This is a genomic window from Sutcliffiella halmapala, assembly GCF_050107295.1.
Classification (GTDB): domain Bacteria; phylum Bacillota; class Bacilli; order Bacillales; family Bacillaceae_I; genus Sutcliffiella_A; species Sutcliffiella_A halmapala_A.
Map to the genome: position 1 here is coordinate 140,140 of NZ_JBNIKR010000007.1, position 23,197 is coordinate 163,336.

24 protein-coding genes are annotated in these 23,197 nt (G+C 41.3%); 18 read left to right on the forward strand and 6 right to left on the reverse strand.

What is annotated here, in order from left to right; all coding sequences use genetic code 11:
• Window positions 1–8 precede the first annotated feature (8 nt).
• The 5 genes from ACQCT5_RS13260 (at window position 9) to ACQCT5_RS13280 (ending at window position 4,742) form a co-directional block, all read left to right on the forward strand.
• Window positions 9–1,832, forward strand: a complete 1,824-nt coding sequence (locus ACQCT5_RS13260) for an ABC transporter ATP-binding protein (protein ID WP_499642634.1) — start codon at window positions 9–11, stop codon at window positions 1,830–1,832.
• A gap of 93 nt (window positions 1,833–1,925) precedes the next feature.
• Complete coding sequence (locus ACQCT5_RS13265; RefSeq protein ID WP_499642503.1) at window positions 1,926–2,864, forward strand: DMT family transporter; 939 nt, start codon at window positions 1,926–1,928, stop codon at window positions 2,862–2,864.
• A gap of 17 nt (window positions 2,865–2,881) precedes the next feature.
• Window positions 2,882–3,379, forward strand: a complete 498-nt coding sequence (locus ACQCT5_RS13270; RefSeq protein WP_499642504.1) for a GNAT family N-acetyltransferase — start codon at window positions 2,882–2,884, stop codon at window positions 3,377–3,379.
• 88 nt (window positions 3,380–3,467) lie between these two features.
• A complete protein-coding gene (locus tag ACQCT5_RS13275; RefSeq protein ID WP_499642505.1) occupies window positions 3,468–4,181 on the forward strand; it encodes a potassium channel family protein in 714 nt (237 codons plus the stop codon).
• 153 nt (window positions 4,182–4,334) lie between these two features.
• Window positions 4,335–4,742: a hypothetical protein gene (locus ACQCT5_RS13280; protein ID WP_499642506.1), complete on the forward strand. Its 408-nt coding sequence runs from the start codon at window positions 4,335–4,337 to the stop codon at window positions 4,740–4,742.
• Window positions 4,743–4,778: 36 nt separating this feature from the next.
• Here the strand turns inward: ACQCT5_RS13280 and rnjA are convergent, their stop codons facing one another.
• Both rnjA and ACQCT5_RS13290 read right to left on the reverse strand, forming a co-directional pair.
• A complete protein-coding gene (gene rnjA, locus ACQCT5_RS13285; protein ID WP_499642507.1) occupies window positions 4,779–6,446 on the reverse strand; it encodes a ribonuclease J1 in 1,668 nt (555 codons plus the stop codon).
• Between the two features lie 6 nt (window positions 6,447–6,452).
• Window positions 6,453–6,662: a DNA-dependent RNA polymerase subunit epsilon gene (locus ACQCT5_RS13290; RefSeq protein ID WP_499642508.1), complete on the reverse strand. Its 210-nt coding sequence runs from the start codon at window positions 6,660–6,662 to the stop codon at window positions 6,453–6,455.
• Between the two features lie 911 nt (window positions 6,663–7,573).
• On the opposite strand from ACQCT5_RS13290, the gene ACQCT5_RS13295 reads away from it, so the two are divergent.
• Window positions 7,574–8,473, forward strand: coding sequence for a DMT family transporter (locus tag ACQCT5_RS13295; RefSeq protein WP_499642509.1), 900 nt, complete (start codon window positions 7,574–7,576; stop codon window positions 8,471–8,473).
• Between the two features lie 182 nt (window positions 8,474–8,655).
• Window positions 8,656–9,435 (forward strand): Cof-type HAD-IIB family hydrolase, encoded by a 780-nt coding sequence (locus tag ACQCT5_RS13300; RefSeq protein WP_499642510.1) that lies wholly within the window; start codon window positions 8,656–8,658, stop codon window positions 9,433–9,435.
• 34 nt (window positions 9,436–9,469) lie between these two features.
• On the opposite strand, the gene def is transcribed toward ACQCT5_RS13300, so the two are convergent.
• The gene (gene def, locus ACQCT5_RS13305) at window positions 9,470–10,024 is read right to left on the reverse strand and encodes a peptide deformylase (RefSeq protein ID WP_499642511.1); all 555 of its coding nucleotides are present in this window, start codon (window positions 10,022–10,024) and stop codon (window positions 9,470–9,472) included.
• 250 nt (window positions 10,025–10,274) lie between these two features.
• Between def and ACQCT5_RS13310 the strand changes: the two genes are divergently transcribed.
• From ACQCT5_RS13310 to lpdA, 5 genes are all read left to right on the forward strand, one after another.
• Complete coding sequence (locus ACQCT5_RS13310) at window positions 10,275–10,940, forward strand: YkyA family protein (RefSeq protein WP_499642512.1); 666 nt, start codon at window positions 10,275–10,277, stop codon at window positions 10,938–10,940.
• Window positions 10,941–11,505: 565 nt separating this feature from the next.
• The gene (gene pdhA / locus ACQCT5_RS13315) at window positions 11,506–12,621 is read left to right on the forward strand and encodes a pyruvate dehydrogenase (acetyl-transferring) E1 component subunit alpha (RefSeq protein ID WP_417900692.1); all 1,116 of its coding nucleotides are present in this window, start codon (window positions 11,506–11,508) and stop codon (window positions 12,619–12,621) included.
• Between the two features lie 3 nt (window positions 12,622–12,624).
• Window positions 12,625–13,602, forward strand: a complete 978-nt coding sequence (locus tag ACQCT5_RS13320; RefSeq protein WP_499642513.1) for an alpha-ketoacid dehydrogenase subunit beta — start codon at window positions 12,625–12,627, stop codon at window positions 13,600–13,602.
• 162 nt (window positions 13,603–13,764) lie between these two features.
• Window positions 13,765–15,129 carry a dihydrolipoamide acetyltransferase family protein gene (locus ACQCT5_RS13325; RefSeq protein WP_499642514.1) on the forward strand — a complete coding sequence of 455 codons (1,365 nt, stop codon included), beginning with the start codon at window positions 13,765–13,767 and terminating at the stop codon, window positions 15,127–15,129.
• Window positions 15,130–15,134: 5 nt separating this feature from the next.
• Entirely contained in the window at window positions 15,135–16,547 is a 1,413-nt protein-coding gene (gene lpdA / locus ACQCT5_RS13330; RefSeq protein WP_499642515.1) for a dihydrolipoyl dehydrogenase, read from the forward strand.
• 73 nt (window positions 16,548–16,620) lie between these two features.
• Here lpdA and ACQCT5_RS13335 read toward each other — a convergent pair whose 3' ends face one another.
• Entirely contained in the window at window positions 16,621–17,013 is a 393-nt protein-coding gene (locus ACQCT5_RS13335; RefSeq protein ID WP_499642516.1) for a YbbN family protein, read from the reverse strand.
• A gap of 267 nt (window positions 17,014–17,280) precedes the next feature.
• Here ACQCT5_RS13335 and ACQCT5_RS13340 point away from each other — a divergent pair, with 267 nt between their 5' ends.
• From ACQCT5_RS13340 to ACQCT5_RS13350, 3 genes are all read left to right on the forward strand, one after another.
• Entirely contained in the window at window positions 17,281–17,523 is a 243-nt protein-coding gene (locus ACQCT5_RS13340) for a hypothetical protein (RefSeq protein ID WP_499642517.1), read from the forward strand.
• A 130-nt stretch (window positions 17,524–17,653) separates the two neighbouring features.
• A complete protein-coding gene (locus tag ACQCT5_RS13345) occupies window positions 17,654–18,556 on the forward strand; it encodes a polysaccharide deacetylase family protein (RefSeq protein ID WP_499642518.1) in 903 nt (300 codons plus the stop codon).
• Window positions 18,557–18,579: 23 nt separating this feature from the next.
• A complete protein-coding gene (locus ACQCT5_RS13350) occupies window positions 18,580–19,089 on the forward strand; it encodes a GNAT family N-acetyltransferase (protein ID WP_499642635.1) in 510 nt (169 codons plus the stop codon).
• Between the two features lie 63 nt (window positions 19,090–19,152).
• On the opposite strand, the gene ACQCT5_RS13355 is transcribed toward ACQCT5_RS13350, so the two are convergent.
• Window positions 19,153–19,578 carry a DUF1885 family protein gene (locus ACQCT5_RS13355; protein ID WP_499642519.1) on the reverse strand — a complete coding sequence of 142 codons (426 nt, stop codon included), beginning with the start codon at window positions 19,576–19,578 and terminating at the stop codon, window positions 19,153–19,155.
• A 155-nt stretch (window positions 19,579–19,733) separates the two neighbouring features.
• Between ACQCT5_RS13355 and ACQCT5_RS13360 the strand changes: the two genes are divergently transcribed.
• Window positions 19,734–20,033: a DUF3055 domain-containing protein gene (locus ACQCT5_RS13360; RefSeq protein WP_386644299.1), complete on the forward strand. Its 300-nt coding sequence runs from the start codon at window positions 19,734–19,736 to the stop codon at window positions 20,031–20,033.
• A gap of 245 nt (window positions 20,034–20,278) precedes the next feature.
• Window positions 20,279–20,404 (forward strand): GapA-binding peptide SR1P, encoded by a 126-nt coding sequence (locus tag ACQCT5_RS13365; protein WP_499642520.1) that lies wholly within the window; start codon window positions 20,279–20,281, stop codon window positions 20,402–20,404.
• 68 nt (window positions 20,405–20,472) lie between these two features.
• Here the strand turns inward: ACQCT5_RS13365 and ACQCT5_RS13370 are convergent, their stop codons facing one another.
• A complete protein-coding gene (locus ACQCT5_RS13370) occupies window positions 20,473–21,954 on the reverse strand; it encodes an aminotransferase class I/II-fold pyridoxal phosphate-dependent enzyme (protein ID WP_499642521.1) in 1,482 nt (493 codons plus the stop codon).
• Window positions 21,955–22,184: 230 nt separating this feature from the next.
• On the opposite strand from ACQCT5_RS13370, the gene ACQCT5_RS13375 reads away from it, so the two are divergent.
• The gene (locus tag ACQCT5_RS13375; RefSeq protein WP_499642522.1) at window positions 22,185–23,144 is read left to right on the forward strand and encodes an NAD(P)H-dependent flavin oxidoreductase; all 960 of its coding nucleotides are present in this window, start codon (window positions 22,185–22,187) and stop codon (window positions 23,142–23,144) included.
• The last annotated feature ends 53 nt before the right edge of the window (window positions 23,145–23,197 follow it).

Below are 23,197 nucleotides of genomic sequence, written 5' to 3' on the forward strand. Positions count from 1 at the left end.
AAATAGATATGAACGATAACGTAAAGAAGAGATTCTATTATTCTACCGATAATGCCATTGAAAAGCCCTTCAACTGGCAGCAGATGTGGCGTCTATTTTCTTACATGAAGCCATACTCAAAGAATCTTCTCCCGCTTGCAATCATCACGATGCTGATTGCAACTGGGGTCAGACTCGCCATTCCGATCATCATCGGAAAATACATGTTTGACTTTGCCATAGGTGAGAGGGATATGGACCTGTTGGTGAACCTCGCCATTCTGATCACAGGCCTGTACGTCGTCTCTTATGTGGCAAATGCGCTGCGTATAAGATGGATGAATATGCTTGGTCAGAATGTCATTTATGATTTGCGAAAACATTTGTTTACCCATGTTCAGGGATTGTCCCACCGGTTCTTCGATCAGCGTTCTGCAGGGTCGATACTTGTGCGAATTATGAATGATATCAACTCCCTGCAGGAATTGTTTACAAACGGTGTCATCAACCTATTAATGGATTTTATACTTTTAATAGGGATTGTCGTCATTCTGTTTGCGCTTAGCCCGGAGCTTGCTACAGCGATCCTGATCATATTGCCGCTCATGTTCTTCATTTCTACAAGTCTTAGAAGAAAGATCAGAAGAGCCTGGCAGGATGTACGCATTAAACAGGCGATGCTGAATTCCCATCTAAATGAAAGCATCCAGGGGGTTCGTGTCACGCAATCCTTTACCCAGGAATGGGAGAATATCGCATTCTTCGATCGAATCAATACCGAAAACTTCGAATCTTGGAGAAATGCCACCCAACAGAATGCGATTTTCCGGCCTTTTGTTGAGATGACAAATGCGGTCGGAACAGCCATCCTGATCTGGTTTGGCGCATATCTGATTCAATCCAGTCTGCAAGGTGGAACAAGTACACTGACAATCGGAGTTTTCATTTCATTTGCTTTCTATCTGGGCATGTTCTGGGAGCCGATTTCAAGGTTAGGGCAGCTATATAATATGCTTCTCGTAGGTATGGCTTCATCTGAACGGATATTTGAATTCCTTGATGAAAAGCCGATTGTCGATGAAAAGGATAATGCAGTCAGACTGGAAGAAATTCGTGGGAAAATTGAATTCAAAGATGTAGAATTCTCTTACGACAGTAAACGAACAGCTTTAAACCGCATCTCCTTGAAGATGGAAGCAGGTCAGACAGTTGCTTTGGTTGGCCATACCGGATCAGGGAAGACGACCATTGCCAATTTGATTTCCCGCTTTTATGATGCAACCGGTGGAGTGGTGAAGATAGATGGCAATAATATTCGTGATATTTCCTTGCAGAGCTTACGATCTCAAATCAGTGTTGTTCTTCAGGATACCTTTATTTTCTCTGGAACCATCAATGACAATATCCGCTTCGGACGTCCTACAGCGACAGATGAAGAAGTGAAGGCAGCTGCAGAAGCCGTTGGTGCCAACACATTCATCGAGCGTTTGAAAAATGGCTATGAAACGGAAGTGGAAGAGAGGGGTAATGTTCTATCCGTAGGGGAGAGGCAGCTGATTTCCTTTGCCCGTGCTTTGCTGGCAGATCCAAGTATCATCATTCTGGATGAAGCTACAGCCAGTATTGACACTGAAACTGAGGTTCAAATCCAGCATGCTTTGAAAAAACTGCTTAAAGGAAGAACGGCTATCATTATCGCCCATCGATTATCTACAATCAGGGAAGCGGATAATATTTTCGTCCTTGACCATGGAAACATCATGGAACAGGGTAACCATGATCAGCTGATGGAACATAAAGGGATATACTACCATTTGGTTAAAGCCCAATTTACGATGCAGGATGCAGTATAATAGACATTATTAAAGAAGTAGGGCACCGGTGCAATCAGCCGGTGCCTTAGCTTGTATCTAGTATTATATGTGGGAATTGAGAGGATGAACCTGATGAAGGAGATAGTGATCGGCATATTTGCTTCCATGTTTTTTGCAGTAACCTTTATTCTAAATAGGTCCATGGAGCTTTCGGGAGGGAGCTGGTTGTGGAGCTCCTCTTTGCGTTTCTTCTTTATGGTCCCGTTTCTGCTTCTTATTGTTTTTATGCGTCGCAATCTTAAAGGGGTCCTCGTCGAAATGGCCAGATACCCGCTTGCATGGTTCTGCTGGAGTGTGGTGGGTTTTGTTCTATTTTATGGACCGATAACTTTCGCAGCGGCATTTGGACCTGGCTGGCTTGTTGCGGGAACGTGGCAGCTTACAATAATTGCAGGTATTCTCCTTGGTCCATTATTTTATTATACTAAGGAAACAGATTCAGGAATCATTACGGTTAGACAGAAAATACCCTATAAGGCCCTTGGTATATCGATGGTCATCTTTATTGGTGTAGTGTTGATCCAATGGGAAAAAGCCCAAGGTATCTCACTATCAGCTTTCATGTACGGAGTGGTACCGGTTGTCATAGCTGCATTCGCCTATCCCCTTGGCAATCGGAAAATGATGGAGCTTTGTGGTGGACGTCTGGATACTTTTCAGCGTATTTTCGGAATGACCATAGCAACACTACCGGTTTGGCTCCTTGTCTCCGTCGTAGGGGTTGTAAAGGTAGGTCTGCCATCTACAGACCAAGTTCTGCAAACCTTTATCGTAGCAGTTTGTTCGGGTATTATCGCTACCACATTATTCTTCTTCGCAACAGACAGGGTGAGGGATAATCATGGGAAACTTGCCTCGGTTGAAGCAACCCAATCGACACAAGTCATTTTTGTGCTGATTGGAGAGGTGGTACTGTTATCCAGTCCACTGCCAAGTAAACTTGCAACTATTGGCCTAATCATCATAATTGTAGGGATGATTCTTTACAGTACATTATCCAAAAGACTTTAAGAAAGGGAGGGGAATAGATGACATTCTATAGCCGGAAGATGAATGGAATGGATGCAGCGAAGATTTTACTATGGCGCTATGAGGCGCCCTACGATTTTTATAATATGGTAATTAGTGATGACACAATGTCGGAACTGCTGGACGGAAGTTATTATGCCGTATATTCAGGGGATGATCGTCTGTTTGGCTTCTACTGTAAGGGCAATTCTGCCCAAGTGCCGGCAGGGCATGCGAGCGGTGCTTATTTAGATGCCTGTTTAGATATCGGTCTAGGCATGAAACCGAATATGACGGGATCAGGCAGGGGAAGCTCTTTCTTCTCATTTATCTTGGATTCCTTGGATGAGGAAGAAGAAGGGCAAGCTTCGTTCAGGCTTACTGTAGCGACATTTAACAAAAGGGCTATGGCATTATACACAAAACTTGGATTCGAGAAGAAAATCAACTTTGAACAAAAGGGGGTTGAGTTTGTTACAATGGTAAAATCCACTTTAGACAGTAGGGTATATCGCTAATTTTACATAACTGAACTTTCCATTCACAATGAAGCAATCGGAAAAATTTCATGGAGAATGGCCTTGTCAGCAATGATTTCTAATAATTATGGTACAATATAAGAAATTGAAAACGTTGTTATTGGGGGAATATCCGTTGAAAAGAAAAGAGTTTGCGGTTATCGGCCTTGGCCGGTTCGGAGGAAGCATGGTAAAGGCTTTGAGTGAAGAGGGAGTAGAGGTCCTTGCCATCGATATGGATGAAGATAAAGTAAATGAATACGCTAACATAGCCTCGCATGCTGTTGTAGGTGATACGACGGATGAAGCGGTTCTGAAGAGCATTGGCATCCGAAATTTTGATCATGTCATCGTTGCAATCGGTGATAACATCCAGGCAAGCATTTTGACCACACTCATCTTGAAAGAGCTCGGTGTTAAGCATATTACAGTCAAAGCCACAAATGACTATCATGAGAAAGTGCTTAGCAGAATCGGAGCCGATCAAGTGGTTCATCCGGAACGGGATATGGGTAGAAGAATTGCGCATAACATTGTATCAAATAATGTTCTTGATTATTTGGAGCTTTCGGATGAACACAGTATCGTGGAGATTGTCGCCAGTAGAAGATTGGGTGGATACACGTTGATAGACCTTGATATCCGTGCAAAATATGGGATAAATATTGTCGCGATCAAAAGAGGAAAAAATATTATCGTTTCACCTCAGGCGAACGAGGGGATCAAACAGGGGGATATCCTGATTGTGATCGGTGCAGACAAGGATATTGATAGATTTGAAAAGAATTTGGTTGAGGAATAAGTAATAAACCTTAGTGGGATATCTGATATCCCACTATTTTTTTGTAACTTTTTCCAGGATGAATCGTATATAAAATAGACCAGCAAGAATCTTCGGCATAAATCGGATGTGGAATCATATATAACCTATAACTGGGACAGGGGAGTGATTTGGATGGGAATCATCATGTATTTCGTGTTATCGCTTTATGCCATTGGGATAGGCGCAATCGGATTGGGGATGTTCTACTTCTTGACGCAACGTGATAATAAGTTTGCCCTAAAATCTGTTTTAGTGGGAATCATACTAATCATCATAGGGTTAGTGGTGAATGATAACCGTCCGGTGGTGGAGGGGGAGGCCACTATTACAGTGGGATCTGTCAGCTTGAATGAATCAACGGATCAATATTTTTGTGATGTCGTGGATGAAGAGTCGGGTATCCGCTATAGGTTTATAGGGGCTGATAGTGGGGAAGCTACTTCATATTGTGAAAAGCTTGAAGTGGGATCGGAATACAAAATAGATTATATGTATGAAGAGGAACAGTATTACTTCAAAAACCATACTAATGTTGAATAAAAAGCCACGTGCGATAAATTGCACGTGGCTTTCTTATTAAACCTCCATAATGATAGGTAAAATCATTGGACGGCGTTTCGTTTTTTCATAAAGGAACGGAGCCAGTGTGTCTGTGATTTCATTTTTAATCTCAGACCATTGGGTTGTACGACGCTCCATAGTTTTGGACAGGTGCTTTGTGATCAAGGACTGTGCATCATTAATCAGGTCACCGGATTCTCTCATGTAAACAAATCCACGTGAGATGATGTCCGGACCAGATGCAATCTTGAAGTCCTTCATATTGATGCTTACAACTACTACAACAAGTCCTTCTTCAGAAAGGATGCGACGGTCGCGTAATACGATGTTACCGATATCTCCGATTCCGTTTCCATCAATGTATACATTGCCGGAAGGGATCTTACCTGCTACGGATGCTTCTGTTTCGGAAAGTGCCAATACTTCACCATTATCCATGATAAAGCAGTTTTCCTCCGCAACACCGCAATCGATGGCAAGCTGTTTATGAGTAATCTGCATACGGTATTCACCATGGATCGGCATGAAATACTTAGGCTTGATTAAACGAAGCATAAGCTTTTGTTCCTGCTGACCACCATGACCGGAAGTGTGGATATCACTTAATGAACCGTGAATGACATCTGCACCGGCACGGAATAGCATATTGATTGTGCGATTTACACTCAACGTGTTACCTGGGATAGGGGAAGATGAGAATACAACCGTATCGCCAGGGATGATTTGGATTTGACGGTGCGTACCGTTTGCGATTCTAGAAAGTGCAGCCATCGGTTCCCCTTGGCTTCCTGTACATAGGATCGTTACTTTGTTTGCTGGCATACGGTTAATTTGATGGGTATCAATAAACGTGTCCTTTGGAGCGCGAATATATCCCAACTCCTGCCCGATATTGATCGCAGCTTCCATACTGCGTCCAAAAACAGCAACTTTTCTTCCGTGAGCAACAGCAGCTTCCACCACTTGCTGCAGACGGTGAATGTTAGAAGCGAATGTCGCAAAAATGACACGGCCATCCACTTTACGGAAGATGTCCTGGATGCTTTCCCCAACACGGCGTTCTGACATCGTGAAATCAGGAATCTCACTGTTTGTACTGTCGGAAAGTAGGCAAAGAACGCCCTCTTTTCCGATCTCCGCCATTTTCGTCAAGTTAGCCGGTTCACCCACAGGAGTGAAGTCAAACTTGAAATCACCTGTATGCACGATATTTCCTTGAGGTGTTTTAACGACAACCCCGTATGAATCAGGAATACTATGAGTGGTACGGAAGAAAGTAACAGATGTTTTACGGAATTTGATAATATCATCTTCCTGGATTTCAATTAACTTGGCTTTGCGTAACAAACCGTGCTCTTCAAGTTTGTTTTTAATCAATCCGAGAGCAAGTTTCCCGCCATAAACAGGTACATCAATTTCGCGAAGAAGGTAAGGAATACCTCCGATGTGGTCTTCATGTCCATGAGTGACGAATAAGCCTTTGATTTTTTCTTGGTTTTTAACTAGGTATGTGTAGTCAGGAATAACATAGTCAATTCCTAAAAGTTCGTCTTCAGGAAACTTGATTCCAGCGTCGATCAGAATAATTTCATCTTGGAATTGGACTGCATAGGTGTTTTTCCCGATCTCACCTAGTCCCCCTAAAGCGAAAACCGCTGCTTGATTATTTTTTACAAATTTCATTTTCTATCATATCTCCAATACTTTAAAGTTTTCAGCTTGTTTTTCATACTCATAAAAAGCTCCATCCACTGCCTGAATGAACTCGATATTGTATGGTTTGTCCTTTAATTTCCTGCGTACCTCAAACACAGCAGAAGCTTCTACATATAATGATTCGGTATTCTCTCTTACCGGTGCTTCTGCAATGTTCTCCTGATAATACACCTTAAATAACATTCTAATCTCTCCTTAAAAAATTTCTCCTCCAGACTTTTGTCTACCGCTGAGAAATCAGCAGTTGATGAAAGGGGAAGGTATATCTATAGTTATTTTATGTTTGGCTGCATAGGCAGAAGTGTCCGACGACTCTCCGTTTTGTGCGTTTCATCTATGCATATGCAACCTTACAAAAAGACAACGCGCTAATTATCAATGCTTTCTTCATTTTCAACATAGCCGTACTTTGGCATGAAAGCCATTAATATCCTATATTATATACGAAACAATAGGATATTTCATGTTTTTCATGTAAGAGTTTACTTTCTATTTTCTCCAAATGGCAAAAAAATTAAAAGTCCGAGTCTGATATGTATAAAAAAAGACCATGATTACATGGCTGGCAGCACTGCACTTAATCCTATTATAGTGAGAGGAACTGGTCTTGTAAAATTTATTCTCGCAACATATATGTAAGAGCCCTTCAAAAATGAAGGACTCATTGATCAAAACTTCTTAAGCTATCGTTTTTCTTTTTAGGAAGTTGTTCATTCGTCGCAGTATTTTTTTTCGAAGCCTTCTAAGCATTTGCGCCTCACTCCTTGTTATCAAGGTTTGTCTGTTTGTAGTAGTGTTAGTATGCTCAAACAGGACAATTAGTTATCAGGAAAAAGAGTATTTTATTTTATCCAAGGAATGGCCAATAACTGTCAGAGGCATTTGGACTCTTTAATAAAGTAGAGACGTACTGACTTTAGCCTATCATATCTTTGCTGACTTGGGAATAAGCTTTGGCCAGTTATCTCTCTGCAGCTATATATTTTGTAAGGATTTTATGGTGAAAAATCTTATTGACAGTAAACGCTTTCCTCATGTAGGTTAAGTGTAAACTAATATTTCGTTACCCTAAGAATAACAAGGTGGTAAGAAAAATGAAGCGACTGTATATGGCATTGTTAACGTTAAGCTTGATTTGGGGAACATCATTTCTATTTATTAAATTGCTTGTTGGAGAAATTGGAGTATGGGGCGTGGTTTTCTGGAGATGCATGTTCGGTGTAGGAACACTGTTCATCTTGCTATTCTTCCAAGGGAAATTGAGGCTTCTAAAAAATCTCCCATGGATACCTCTGCTCCTAATAGCCTTATTAAATAATGCTCTTCCATGGGCCCTGATTGCTGTGAGTGAAATGTCAATAAGCAGCAGCATGGCTTCTGTTGTAAATGCAACTACGCCTATATGGACGATCCTGATTGGCTTTTCTCTTTTTTCAAGCAGAATGGAAAAAACGCAGTGGTTTGGTGTGGCTGTCGGTTTTTTTGGCATTCTTGTCCTATTAGACCTAAATATTGTGCAGCTATTCCATCATAATCTAATGGGAGTCGGGACGATGCTCGGTGCCACAATCTGCTATGGATTCGGCGCGCATCTGAGTAAAAAACACCTGAAAAATGTACCGATTACTATCATTTCCTTCAGTACCTTGGGGCTGGCGGGTATTGTTTCAGGCTTTTTTGTCCTTTTCTTTCAGCCGGAAGCATTTTTGGGAATAACAAGTATATCGACGCTTTTTTCCTTGGTTGGATTAGGTGTATTCGGTTCTGGGATTGCCTATCTTCTTTATTATTATATGGTAAAAGAGGGCAGCGCGGAATTTGCTTCGCTTGTCACCTATATCGTACCAATCACGGCCATGCTATGGGGAAGCCTCCTGTTGGATGAGCATATCAGCCTCACGATGCTTATAGGTTTAGTTCTGATTTTCAGTGGTGTATACTTATCGTCGTATAAAACAAAAAAGCAAAAATTGGCCAATAAAATTGTTGCTTAATTTCAAGATGAATCTAGCTGTTGATTGGAGCAATAGGCGAAGACTCCTGCGGGAAGCGGCGTTTAGTGGAGACCCCACAGGCGAAGCCGAGGAGGCTCCATTAACGCCCCGCGGAAAGCGCAGCCTAGTGCGGAAAGCAACAGCGGTGTTTAAAGAGTTAATAATAAAGGTGGTTTCAATTGATGGATGACAACAAGAAAATCGTATTTTTTGATATAGATGGGACATTGCTTGACCATGACAAAGAAATTCCGGCTTCAACAAAGGAAGCGATAACGAAGTTGAAGAAAAATGGTGTTTACGTTGCAATTGCAACAGGAAGAGCTCCATTCATGTTCGAAGACCTCAGAGAAGAGCTGGATATAAATTCCTTTGTAAGCTTTAATGGACAATATGTTGTCTTTGAAGGGGAGGTTATCTACAAAAATCCCCTTAACCTTGAAAAAATGAAGATATTAAGGAAGTATGCAGAAAAACAACAGCATCCACTTGTATATTTAAATCATGAAACAATGAAAGCGAATGTGGGGGACCATCCATTTATACATGAAAGCATGGGAAGCTTGAAATTTACTCATCCAGAGCATTATCCCGGTTTTCTGGAAGAAACGGAGATCTATCAGGCGCTTCTGTTTATAGAAGAGAAGGACCAGCAAACATATCTTGATGCGTACAGGGATTTTCATTTTATCCGCTGGCATTCCTATTCCACAGACATTCTGCCAAAAGGTGGTTCGAAAGCCATTGGAATCCAACGTATGCTTGAGCGCTTGCCATTTAAAAAAGAAAATGTCTTTGCATTTGGTGATGGATTAAATGATCTAGAGATGCTTGAATATGTGGGAACTGGAATCGCAATGGGAAATGCACATTCCGATTTGTTGAAGGTTGCGGACAAAGTGACAACAGATGTATCACAGGACGGCATTAAAAATGGACTGGAACTTGTTGGACTTATTTAAAGACAAAAGGTGAATCCGTGGATTCACCTTTTTTTTATCGTTCAATGGCAATGGCGTTATCGGGTACATGGAATGGATCCTGCTTGTTAATATGGTCGTAGAACATCACACCGTTCAAATGGTCTATTTCGTGCTGGAACACAATCGCCACAAGACCTTTTAATCGGAGTTTGACTTCCTCCCCATTAACTGTCGTGGCTTTGACTGTTACTCTGGCATACCTTGGGACAAAACCAGGGACATCCCTATCTACAGATAAACACCCTTCCCCTGTAGTGAGATAGCTTTTTTCCACTGAGTGACTTACTATTTTGGGGTTAAGCAGCGCATGGCTGTGCTGTTTGCCTGTTTCATCGGTAATATGAACAGCAATCATTCTTTTTTGTACATTAATTTGGGGCGCTGCGAGACCAACCCCAGGGCGAAGGTTGTATTTCATCGATGTTTCTGGATCCTGACTATTTATCAAATATTGCAACATGTCATGTAGCGTGTCTTTCTCCTCTTGTGTCGGAGGCAGATCTACTTCCTTTGCTGCAATTCTAAGTGAGGGATGACCTTCCCTAATGATTTCATTTGTCGTTAGCATAGCATTGACCACTCCAATCGGAAAACTATTTCATTATTAATCTTCACACATTAATTTAATAATTTTAACAGAAAAAGCATCAATAGGGGAAATGAAAGATTAGGACATTTTAATTTCGACCCATTCATATATTTATTATATAATGGATATGGATTATTTACGTTATTCTTCCATTGTATTCAAATAGATGTTGTCAAAATACATGATAAATTTTATAGTTAAAGGGGAAGAAATGTTAGGGGGATTTAAATTGCGTCATTGGAAAAAAACAATTGCTTCTGTTACTTTTGCAAGTGCACTGCTTTTATCCGGCTGTATGAATGGAGAAACGCCGGAGCAGGAGATATTTGAGACTCTCGAAAAGGTTGTCGATTTGGAAGAAAGCTTTGAAGCACAGCAAGAACCTTTATTGGAGTTGGAACAGAAGGAAAAGCAAATCTACGATGAAATCATCACTTTGGGAATGAAAGAATTCGATCAGATTGTCAAGCTTGCCGAAGAGGGCTCCTCATTGGTTGAACAAAGAAAAGAGGCTATGACAGCAGAAAAAGAAAGTATCGAAACAGCAAGAAAACAGTTTGAAGAAGTAAAAACCTCGATTGAATCCTTGGACGATGAAGGTCTGAAAAAAGAAGGGCAAAACTTGTATCAGTTAATGGAAAAGCGTTATGAAGCATACATGACGCTATCTAACCACTATATGGAAGCGATTGAATTGGACAAGGAGCTTTATGAACTTTTTCAAAAAGAGGATCTGACTTTGGAAGAACTGCAGCTTCAAATTAATAAAATCAACGAACTGCTAGTAAAGATCAAAGAATCAAATCAAGCATTCAATGAATTTACGGAGCAATATAATGAAGCGAAATTCACCTTCTATAAAGACGCAGGACTGAATGTGGAATACAAAAATTAATATGAGGAAGAGGTCGGCCGTGATTCGGGACGATCTCTTTTTTTGTCGAAAAATAACAGAACAAAAATATAAATTGTCTTATAACAATGAAAGGAAAATGTATTTTGAAATAGTCAATTTGCTCTAGATGATTATGTTTGTTGTGGAAAGGGAAAGGGTTAATATCCGCGATTTTGTTATGATAGTATAACTTGAAAGACAACCTGCACACTCTATATGATACAGAAAAGGAAATTGTATTAGTACAGATTATAAAAGATATAGTTAGTTTGTTTTCGTATCAACCAAAGAAATCAATAAATGCAAAGAGATTGACGGAATAATCGGCTTGGTTGTATACTTGAACTTGTTCAAAAGTTGTATTAATATATTTAATTGAAGAATTAATACAGATGAGTAGTCTTGCTTATTGATTTCAAATTGAAAAGCACAATAAAAGAGAAAAAGTACAATTTTACGTGGGATGCAGAAAAATGTCTTTTAATGTACATTTTTGGGTACCCTAATTTTGTATGTAAACTATGTATCAATCAGTTCTCTTAATAGAAAGGAAGAGGTGACGTAGATGGCTGCAAAAACTAAAAATGCCAAGTTCGATCCAAAGCAGCAGTTAGCAAAAGTGGAAGAGCAATTCCAAACGTTTCAAATCTTAAATGAAGAGGGCGAAGTAGTTAACGAAGCTGCGATGCCTGAATTAAGTGATGATCAACTAAAAGAATTAATGCGCCGCATGGTATATACTCGTGTTCTTGATCAGCGTTCCATCAGTTTAAACCGTCAAGGACGACTAGGTTTCTATGCTCCTACAGCAGGACAGGAAGCTTCACAATTGGCTTCACAGTTTGCATTGGAGAGTGAAGACTTCATCTTACCGGGATATCGTGATGTTCCTCAAATGATCTGGCATGGTCTTCCTTTATACCAAGCATTCTTATTCTCTCGTGGTCACTTCCATGGTAACCAGATGCCTGAGGGTGTTAATCTATTGCCACCTCAGATCATTATTGGTGCACAAATCATCCAAACTGCTGGTGTCGCACTTGGTTTGAAGAAAAAAGGTAAAAAATCCGTTGCAATTACATATACAGGTGACGGTGGAGCATCTCAAGGTGATTTCTACGAAGGTTTGAACTTTGCAGGGGCTTACCAGGCGCCAGCGATTTTCGTTGTACAAAACAACCGATTCGCGATTTCCACTCCTGTTGAAAAACAATCTGCAGCAGGAACTATTGCACAAAAAGCAGTAGCAGCAGGTATTCCTGGTGTTCAGGTTGATGGAATGGACGCTTTAGCTGTTTATGCAGCAACTCGTGATGCACGTGAGCGTGCAGTTAACGGAGAAGGTCCTACACTGATCGAAACACTGACATACCGTTATGGTCCACATACAATGGCTGGTGATGACCCGACTCGTTACCGTACTTCAGAGTTGGACAATGAGTGGGAAAAGAAAGATCCTTTGGTTCGTTTCCGCAAATTCCTTGAAAACAAAGGCATTTGGAGTGAAGATGAGGAGAACAAAGTGATTGAAGAAGCGAAGGAAGACATCAAAGAAGCAATCAAAAAAGCGGATGGACAGCCTAAGCAAAAAGTTACGGACTTAATCTCTTTCATGTACGAAGAGCTTCCATACAACTTAAAAGAACAAAATGAAATTTATAAAGAGAAGGAGTCGAAGTAAGCCATGGCGCAAATGACAATGATTCAGGCAATCACTGATGCGTTACGCACAGAATTGAAAAACGACGAAAACGTCTTGCTTTTCGGTGAAGACGTTGGTCAAAACGGTGGGGTTTTCCGTGCAACCGAGGGTCTTCAAGCTGAATTTGGAGAAGACCGCGTATTTGACACGCCACTAGCAGAATCAGGTATTGGTGGACTAGCAGTCGGCCTTGGCGTAACTGGATTCCGTCCTGTGATGGAAATCCAATTCTTCGGTTTCGTTTATGAAGTAATGGACTCCGTAAGTGGACAGCTTGCTCGTATGCGCTACCGTACTGGCGGACGCTGGAGTTCTCCGGTTACGATTCGTTCTCCTTTTGGCGGCGGTGTGCATACACCTGAGCTTCATGCAGACAGCTTAGAAGGACTGATGGCTCAACAGCCTGGTCTAAAGGTTGTTATTCCGGCAACTCCATATGATGCAAAAGGATTGTTGATTTCCGCGATTCGAGACAACGATCCAGTTATTTTCTTGGAGCATATGAAACTTTACCGTTCTTTCCGTCAAGAGGTTCCTGAAGAGGAATACACAATTGAACTTGGAAAAGCGGACGTAAAGCGTGAAGGTTCCGACTTAACGATGATCACATATGGCGCGATGGTACACGAATGCCTTAAAGCTGCAGATGAATTGGAAAAAGACGGTGTTAAAGCTGAGGTTATCGACTTGCGTACGATCAGCCCGCTTGATATTGAAACTATCATTGCATCTGTTGAAAAAACTGGTCGCGCAATTGTTGTACAAGAAGCCCAAAAGCAAGCAGGAATTGGTGCACAAATCGTTGCGGAAATCAACGATCGCGCAATTTTAAGCTTAGAAGCTCCTGTACTCCGTGTAGCAGCTCCTGATACTGTATTCCCGTTCTCTCAAGCAGAGAGCGTATGGTTACCGAACCATAAGGATGTATTGGAAACTGCAAAAAAAGTTCTTAATTTCTAATTGCAACTAATAATAGCCTCGTGTCTGGAATACATGAGTTCTGATTGAAGCCCATTCTTAGCTAAGCTTAGATTGGGCTCTCCAATTTACCATTATAGTAGCGGGTCATTCCCTACTTTATGCTTGGAAATAAAGCATGATTATCATAGGAGGTTGAATACTGTGGCATTCGAATTTAAACTGCCAGATATCGGTGAAGGTATCCATGAAGGTGAAATCGTTAAATGGTTTGTAAAACCAGGTGATGAGATCGAAGAAGATGCTATCTTAGCGGAAGTGCAAAATGACAAAGCGGTTGTTGAAATTCCGTCTCCTGTTAAAGGGAAAGTATTGGAATTGAAAGTGGAAGAAGGTACAGTAGCAACAGTTGGTCAAACCATCATTACATTGGATGCTCCTGGTTACGAAGACCTGAAATTCAAAGGCGACGACCACGGCCATGATGAAGAGAAAAAAGAAGAGAAAACTGAGGCTCAAGTTCAAGCTACAGCTGAGGCTGGCCAAGATGTGAAAAAAGAAGAAGCACCTAAAGAAGAACCTAAAGCTGAAACGGGTGCAGGTACTCAAGCTCAAGCTGATGTGGACCCGAACAGACGTGTTATTGCAATGCCATCCGTTCGTAAATATGCTCGTGAAAAAGGCGTGGAAATTCGCCAAGTTGCAGGTTCCGGAGACAATGGTCGTGTTCTAAAGAGCGATATCGATGCATTCCTATCCGGAGGAAACGCGAAAGCAGAAGGAACTACAACAGATTCGGCTCCAGCAGCAAAAGAAGAAGCCAAAACAGAAGCTAAGCAGGAAAAACAAGCTATCCCAGCGGGTCAATATCCAGAAACCCGCGAGAAAATGAGTGGAATGCGCCGTGCGATTGCAAAAGCAATGGTTAACTCCAAGCACACAGCTCCACACGTTACATTGATGGATGAAATTGACGTAACAGATCTTGTTGCTCACCGCAAAAAGTTCAAAAATGTTGCAGCGGACAAAGGAATTAAGTTAACATTCTTACCATACGTAGTAAAAGCACTTACATCTGCGTTACGTGAGTTCCCAGTACTTAACACATCTTTAGATGATGCTACAGACGAAATTGTACACAAGCACTATTACAACATCGGAATCGCTGCAGATACAGATAAAGGCTTACTAGTACCTGTTGTGAAAGATGCAGACAGAAAATCAATCTTCTCCATCTCTAATGAAATCAATGAACTTGCTGGAAAAGCTCGTGATGGAAAGTTAGCTTCTGATGAAATGAAAGGCGCTTCTTGCACAATTACAAACATCGGTTCTGCTGGTGGGCAATGGTTCACTCCAGTAATTAACCACCCTGAAGTAGCAATCCTGGGTATCGGACGTATCGCTGAAAAACCTGTAGTGAAAGACGGAGAAATTGTAGTGGCTCCAGTTCTTGCATTATCACTAAGCTTTGACCATCGTATGATTGATGGTGCTACTGCTCAAAATGCGCTTAACCATATCAAGCGTCTTTTGAACGATCCACAATTATTGTTAATGGAGGGTTAATTTAAATGGTAGTAGGAGATTTCGCAATTGATGTAGATACGCTTGTCATCGGTTCGGGCCCTGGCGGATATGTTGCTGCGATCCGCGCGGCTCAACTTGGACAAAAAGTAACAATCGTAGAAAAAGGTACGCTTGGTGGAGTATGTCTGAACGTAGGATGTATCCCATCCAAAGCTCTAATATCTGCAGGACACCGCTTTGAAACAGCTAAACATTCTGATGACATGGGAATTACCGCTGAGAACGTGACAGTGGATTTCACAAAGGTACAAGAATGGAAAGCTGGAGTTGTTAAAAAACTTACAGGCGGAGTAGAAGGCCTACTAAAGGGGAACAAAGTCGACATTGTTTCCGGTGAAGCATACTTCGTTGATGGCAACACGGTACGTATCATGGACGACAACTCTGCGCAAACATACAAGTTCAACAACTGTATCATTGCGACAGGTTCTCGCCCTATCGAAATCCCGACATTCAAGTACTCAAAGCGTGTACTTGATTCTACAGGTGCATTGGCACTTAAAGAAATTCCAAAGAAATTGGTTGTTATCGGTGGAGGCTACATCGGTACTGAGCTAGGAACTGCTTATGCCAACTTTGGAACGGAAGTAGTGATTGTGGAAGCTGCAGATGAGATCCTAGCTGGATTCGAAAAGCAAATGAGCTCACTTGTTAAACGTAACCTGAAGAAAAAAGGAAACGTGGAAATCTTCACAAAAGCAATGGCTAAAGGTGTGGAAGAAACGGAAGATGGCGTGAAAGTAACAATTGAAGTAAAAGGCGAAGAGCAAACAATCGACGCTGATTATGTATTGGTTACTGTCGGCCGCCGTCCTAACACAGACGAGCTTGGTCTTGACCAGGTTGGTGTAGAAATGACAGACCGAGGCGTTATCAAAATTGATAAGCAGTGCCGCACTAGCGTTTCTAACATCTATGCTATCGGTGATATCGTAGAGGGACCACCACTTGCTCATAAAGCATCTTATGAAGGTAAAATCGCTGCAGAAGCTATCTCTGGCCATCCTGCAGAAATCGACTACCTTGGAATTCCGGCAGTCGTATTCTCTGAGCCTGAATTGGCATCTGTAGGTTATACAGAAGCGCAGGCTAAAGAGGAAGGTCTAGAAGTAGTCGCTGCCAAATTCCCATTTGCAGCTAACGCACGTGCGCTTGCACTGAACGCTACTGATGGGTTCTTGAAGCTTGTTACACGTAAAGAGGATGGTTTAATCATTGGAGCTCAAATTGCTGGTTCCAGTGCATCGGACATGATCGCTGAACTTGGACTTGCAATCGAAGCTGGAATGACAGCGGAAGATATCGCAATGACAATCCATGCTCATCCAACATTGGGAGAAATCACAATGGAAGCTGCAGAAGTAGCGATGGGTAGCCCGATTCATATCGTTAAGTAATCAACTCTAAAAAGCACCCGGAATTTTTCGGGTGCTTTTTTATATGTTTATTTTGGATAGAAAAAGAAGCCTCTCAATGAAAGACTTCTTCCGATTTGCTTAATGCTTTTTGAATGGAACCGATGATGTCCTCTTTTTGGCGTGTTCCATCGATCTGTGTTACCACTTCGTTATCAAGCACTACCAGTAAGGAGGGAGTACTCTTTATATTAAACTGCTTGTATAATGTTTTTTCCTCTCTTAACGGGACGACCATCAAATTGGCGACCTCGTTCGGATACAATCCCTTTAAATCCAAAATCGCATCATAATAAGTACTTTCATCCTGTATATTGCTTTCGTCAGTAAAAAAAACAAGGGTTTTGGAATGCTCAGGAAATTTAACGTGAGTAATTGTTTTATTCTCTTGGCAGGAAGACAATATGAAAAAAGACAACGTTATCAAAATGACAGAGCCTCTAATCATGGCAATCCTCACTTTCTGTAAAAAAATAATATGTAAGCACCAAAGTTTATTTAATCAACCATTAAATAGTACTGTAAGACGAAACTCCTACTATGTAACTATACGGTGCTATTCTATCATGAAAAAATAGCGAATTATTGCTTGTCATGGAAATGTTACAAAATTGAAAAATAGAATGCTCCTTACCTGCATAATTATTACAAAGGTTTCCTATTCGGTCAAAAAGGCTATTACCATAATAGAAATATGCAGTAAGGGGCTGCTATTATGAAAAATTATGTAGTGTTTTTAATACAGAATATCCTGTTTGGTGCTTACAGTCTCATTGAATGGTTTTCCGTAAGAGATAAACTTCAGGCAAAGGTCATTCTTCTGGGTATATTTATCTATCTTTGTTATGTATTGGCACACTCGATCATTCATAAGAAAAAGCAGGCTGCCATTACTACTGTTATCAGCTTCCTTTTCTATTTTAGTTTCCAGAGTCTATTTTATTACTTCATTTTTTAATTCTAGGCATTTTATACTGTATATTATCAGTCTGATTAATGGAGAGAACCCTAAATTCAGTAAAAGCATTGCCAGGAGGTTACAAGAGCTAGTATGATAAAAGGTGAACTTTACATATGGAGGAAAGAACATGAAAAAATGGATAGTGCCTACCCTACTAATGCTCCTCCTGACCGCTTGTGCTGCTTCACCTCAAAACGAAAACGGACAAGCGAATGAAGAGGAACCTGCTGGAGCAGAAAATCAGAACGATAACAATAACAAAGATGACAAAGAGCCAGCCTCGCAGGATGAACAAGAAAATGTTCCTCGGGAAGGAGAAAGTTCGGAAGATGCTGAAGAGGCAACAACTGATACCGAATCAGCGGAGGGGAATCCTGAAGAGCCTCAATATACAATCAATCCTGCAGATTCCTCTATTAAGCCGATTGGTGAAGCAAATGCAGAAGTGGTACTTCTTACAATTGATGATGCTCCCGACCGCTACTCCATGGAGATGGCAAAGACATTGAAAGAACTTGGTGTAAAAGCTATTTTCTTTGTCAATGGACACTTCCTGCAGACGGATGAAGAAAAAGCTACATTGAAAAAAATTCATGAATTGGGTTTTCCCATTGGAAATCATACGATGAACCATAAATCTTTAAGGCAAATAACGGAAGAAGAACAATATGATGAAATTGTAGCTTTGAATGATCTAATTGAAGAGATCATTGGAGAACGTCCTAAGTTCTTCCGTGCACCTTTTGGCATCAATACGGATTATTCCGATGAGCTGGTGGCAAGTGAAGGGATGGTTCGGATGAATTGGACATACGGATATGATTGGGAACAGGATTACACAACTCCCGAAGCTATAGCGGATATCATGGTAAATGCAAAGGAATTAAGAAGCGGGGCAAACCTGCTCATGCATGACCGTGAATGGACAAACGCTGCCTTGGCAGATATCGTAAATGGCTTACAGGATAAAGGATATGAAATGCTCGATCCAGAACTGATAGATGTTCAGATGGATGACTCGGAAATTTAGAGGGAGTAAAACAAGAAGCCCTAATTGCAGGGTTTCTTTTTTCTGACAAAAGAAGGAAAAAAGAGGGGGAGTATTTAGTGGTAATATTGGAATTGGACAAGCGTCCAGATATGCTCAGAGAGGCTGCAGAATACTTTTGGAAGCAATGGGGAAGTGAAACCAACCTTCCTTTTTATCAAAACTGCGTGGAACACTCATTAGATCCCGATAATGAATTACCTAAGTTCTATGTGATGCTCGATGATAACCAAATTATTGGTACATATGCTTTGCTCAGAAACGACCTGATAAGCAGGCAGGATCTATATCCATGGTTTGCGTGTCTTTTCGTGGAACCGGAATATAGAGGCAAGCAGATAGGTTCCCAGCTTTTGGAGCATGCGAAAAAACAGGCTAATGCGAAAGGTTTCAAGAAGTTGTACTTAGCTACTTATATAGAGGGTTATTACGAAAAGTATGGGTGGAGCTATTTGGAGAAAGGCTTTGGCATTACTGGTGAACCAATTAAAATTTATAGAAGCGCTACGGAATAAAGAAGTGTTCATGGATAAATGTAAAGCCCCGTCTGATAATCTCAGACGGGGCTTTACGGTTCATCAACGCTTATAGTAGTACATGATGCTTCCGGTAAAAAGTTTTAGTTCCGCTTCAAGCTTTTTAGCTAGAAACTTACATAGTTCATTCGCTTTTCCCTTGTCTCCATGTGTACTTTGATCGTGCAGTGTCACTTGTATGTAGGATAGAGGCTCTTCTTCGTCATCATTTGCAGGTTGGGTGCCCACTCCTATCAGTATCATCTTATAGCGGTCCTCCTTGGCCTTCAGGTAGAACCATTGCCCTTGTCCCTCTGGAGTTTCCCTGATTTCATAAGGGAAAGCAGCTTGGCTGTATTCCCACCCCAATTGCTTTCCGGTTTTTTCTGTGATTTCTTTATAGTATGTGAGCAGTTCCTTAACATCTTGAATTGTAAGGGTTTTCTTCGAAGATTTTGGAACAAGGTTAATATATGCGCTGCTAGCCATTCGTTTCACTCCCAAATATGACAATCCATTTGAATATTATTCTAGCACTTGCAGAAAGTCCTTGACAATCATTAAGTTAAAATTCTTGCAATTAGCCTAAATTGTGGGATATAATAAATATCTGAATAAACAAAAAATTAAGAAGGAGGAACCGTATGAACCTATTTGACAAGCTTTATGATAACAATGAAAATGTCCCTGTCCGATTCGTAGGATTCACCACCAAGGATACCAGGTATGATTTCGGTATAGTCTATACGAATATGTTTTTTGGTAAACCTCTCGTCATCTGTATGCAAACCGGCCGCTCCACGCTCCTCGATCCCAAAGATATTACCGACCTAAATCACCTTCAACATGTATTCCGAATCGACTCTCAAGAACAGGCGGAAGATCTTGCGGAATTCTTTTCCGAAGCCATTCCTGCAATTCCTTTCCAAGAACAGTACGAATAAATCTTTCAATTGATTAAGGGCCATCATCCATTAATAGGGTGATGGCCTACTTTATTTATGAATCTTCCATTATATGAAAGAGTATGCATTATATACATACCTATTTTTAAATGTGTTATACAATTTGGTTATTGACATAACACATTTGACGGTTTATTATGAAATTAATAACAGAAAACGCTTACAATTTCTTGATACACAATCTGTTTTCCAATAAAATCTATTCTGAAAAGGGGTAAATGTGTATGGGTACAATTATTTGTCAAACTTGCAACAGTGCAGTAGATCACTTCGAGGATGAAAAAGTTACGACTTATTATGCGAAATGTGCGGAATGTAAGTGCTCTGAGAAAGCGGAAGACTTAGACTAATAGAATGTTCATTAATTGCAGTATATAAATAATACAGCAGTCGCGACTCCGACTGCTGTTTCTTTGTATTATTTGATAGCTTTATGTTCCTTGATGACCCTTAGTGTTTTGAGTTCATGGTCTTCAGGGCCTTGAACGGGAAGACCAACTTCCAATGTCTTGGAAATGTAGGACAAGTTCTCTTCTGTAATGATTTCCCCAGGTGTAAAGATCGGGATACCTGGAGGATAGACCATGATGAATTCAGCGATAATTCTTCCTGCCGACTTATCAAATGGCACGACTTCTGTTTCTGAATAGAAAGCATCACGAGGTGCAATAGCCAGTACAGGAATGTCCGGCAAAAATACCTTTACCTGGTTAGCTTGATCTTCAGCCTGGTCGCGATGCTGTTCTGCAAGCTCTCTCAATGCAGTAAGCAATATCCCTGTTTCTACCGCAGTATCCCCAGGAGTTACAATACATAAAATATTGTACAAGTCGGAAAGTTCCACTTCAATGTTATAGTTTTTACGGAGCCATTTTTCTACATCATAGCCGGTCAGGTTCAATTTCTTCACAGATATGATCAGTTTGGTCGGATCGTAATCGAAGGTTGCTTTTCTTCCCAGAATTTCAGGTCCTACACAATATAAATTGTCAATCTCATTGATTGCATCCCTTGTCTGGTTTGCAAGCTGGATTGTTTTTTCAATCAACATGTGCCCCTCTGTTGCAAGCCTTTTGCGAGCGACATCTAAGGAAGCCAATAACAGGTAAGAGGTCGAAGTTGTTGTAAGCATGCTCAGTATGGATTGAATGCGATTCACGTTCACAAGTCCTTCACGTACATTCAGAATGGAGCTTTGTGTCATGGACCCTCCAAGCTTATGCACGCTTGTCGCTGCCATGTCTGCTCCAGCCTGCATGGCGGACAGTGGAAGCTCTTCATGGAAATGAATATGAACCCCGTGTGCTTCATCCACTAATACAGGTACATTGAAGCTGTGTGCAACTTCTACAATCTGACTCAGGTCGGCTGAAATGCCGAAGTAGGTCGGATTGATGACCAGTACACCCTTTGCATCAGGATGCTGCTGTAGGGCCCGTTCGACAGAATCTGTTGTTATGCCGTGGGAGATACCAAGTTCCTTGTCAACTTCAGGGTGAATGAATATAGGTACAGCACCAGAAAAAACGATCGCTGACATGACAGACTTATGCACGTTTCTTGGAACGATTATTTTTTCGCCAGGTCCGCAAACCGCCATTACCATCGTCATGATGGCTCCGCTGGTACCCTGTACAGAGAAAAAAGTATGATCGGCACCGAAAGCCTTCGCAGCTAAATCCTGTGCATCCTTAATCATACCTTTTGGTTGGTGCAGGTCGTCAAGAGGGCCAATATTTATCAAATCGATGGACAGTGCGTTATCGCCGATGAATGCACGAAACTCAGGGTCGATGCCTGCCCCTTTTTTATGACCGGGTATATGAAATTGAACGGGATTTTTTTTTGCGTGTTCAAGCAGTCCAGTAAACAATGGTGTTTCATTTTGGGAGTTTGTCAACTTTACTAAGCACCTCTTTATATAAATTCTTTGACATTTTTATCATGTAAAATATATCTTCATCTTAACGTATCTTAAAACGCAGAACAAACTTACACTTAAAACAAGTGAATTATAGCATTTTAAACGAAGGTTGCATAGATTTTTCTTGCATTTATTTTGTAGAAAAAACAGGATTTAAGCCTTCGAAAAAGAAGATATATGGGAACGAGAGAAAGGGGCTTATACAGATGAAATGGAAAACGAGAATTACAGAGCTTTTGGATATTGAATACCCAATCATACAAGGTGGGCTGGCCTATTTGGCTTATGCTGATCTTGCTGCTGCGGTTTCTAACGCTGGTGGACTTGGGCAAATCACAGCAATGAGCCTCGATACTCCTGAAGAGCTCCGGGCTGAGATTCATAAATTGAAGAGCTTGACTGACAAGCCTTTTGGAGTGAATTACGCCATTGGTCAGCATGGGAGACCTTTTGAACATATGCTGGAAGTGGCAATTGAAGAAGAGGTTCCTGTTATATCCATGACAGGAGGGAACCCTGCACCGATTTTCAATAGGTTGGAGGGCACCACCTGTAAAAAGCTTGTACTGGTTGCAGCAAGAAGACAGGCGGAAAAGGCTGAGGAATTGGGAGCGGACGCTGTCATGGTCGTTGGCCAGGAAGGTGGAGGACATTTAGGGAAGCAGGATCTTGGCACGATGGTGCTCGTCCCTAAAGTGGTGGATGCCCTATCCATTCCTGTGATTGCTTCGGGTGGAATCGGAGACGGTAGGGGGCTGATGGCAGCATTGAGTCTTGGGGCTGATGGAATAGAGATGGGTACTCGGTTTATTGCGACGAAAGAATGCCTGCATGCACATCCCATCTATAAGGAGATGCTTGTTAAAGGTACGGAAAACGACACAGTCATTATCAAGAGAAGCATAGGTGCTCCTGCAAGGGCCATTCACAATAAATGGACGGAAGAAATACTGGTTCGTGAACAGAACGCTGAGGGGTATGAAGGATTAAAGGATTATATAAGCGGAATGGCAAATAAACGTTTCATCCATGACGGGGAAATTGAACAGGGTTTTGCCTGGGCAGGGCAGGTGATGGGCTTGATTGAAGATGTCCCCTCAGCAGGCGAGCTGATAAAGCGAATCATTTATCAAGCGGAAGAAATTCGCAAAGACTGGACAATCTAACACAAGTAAGTGCTATACTATTTAACGAAATGAGCTTACATAATGAGGTGACA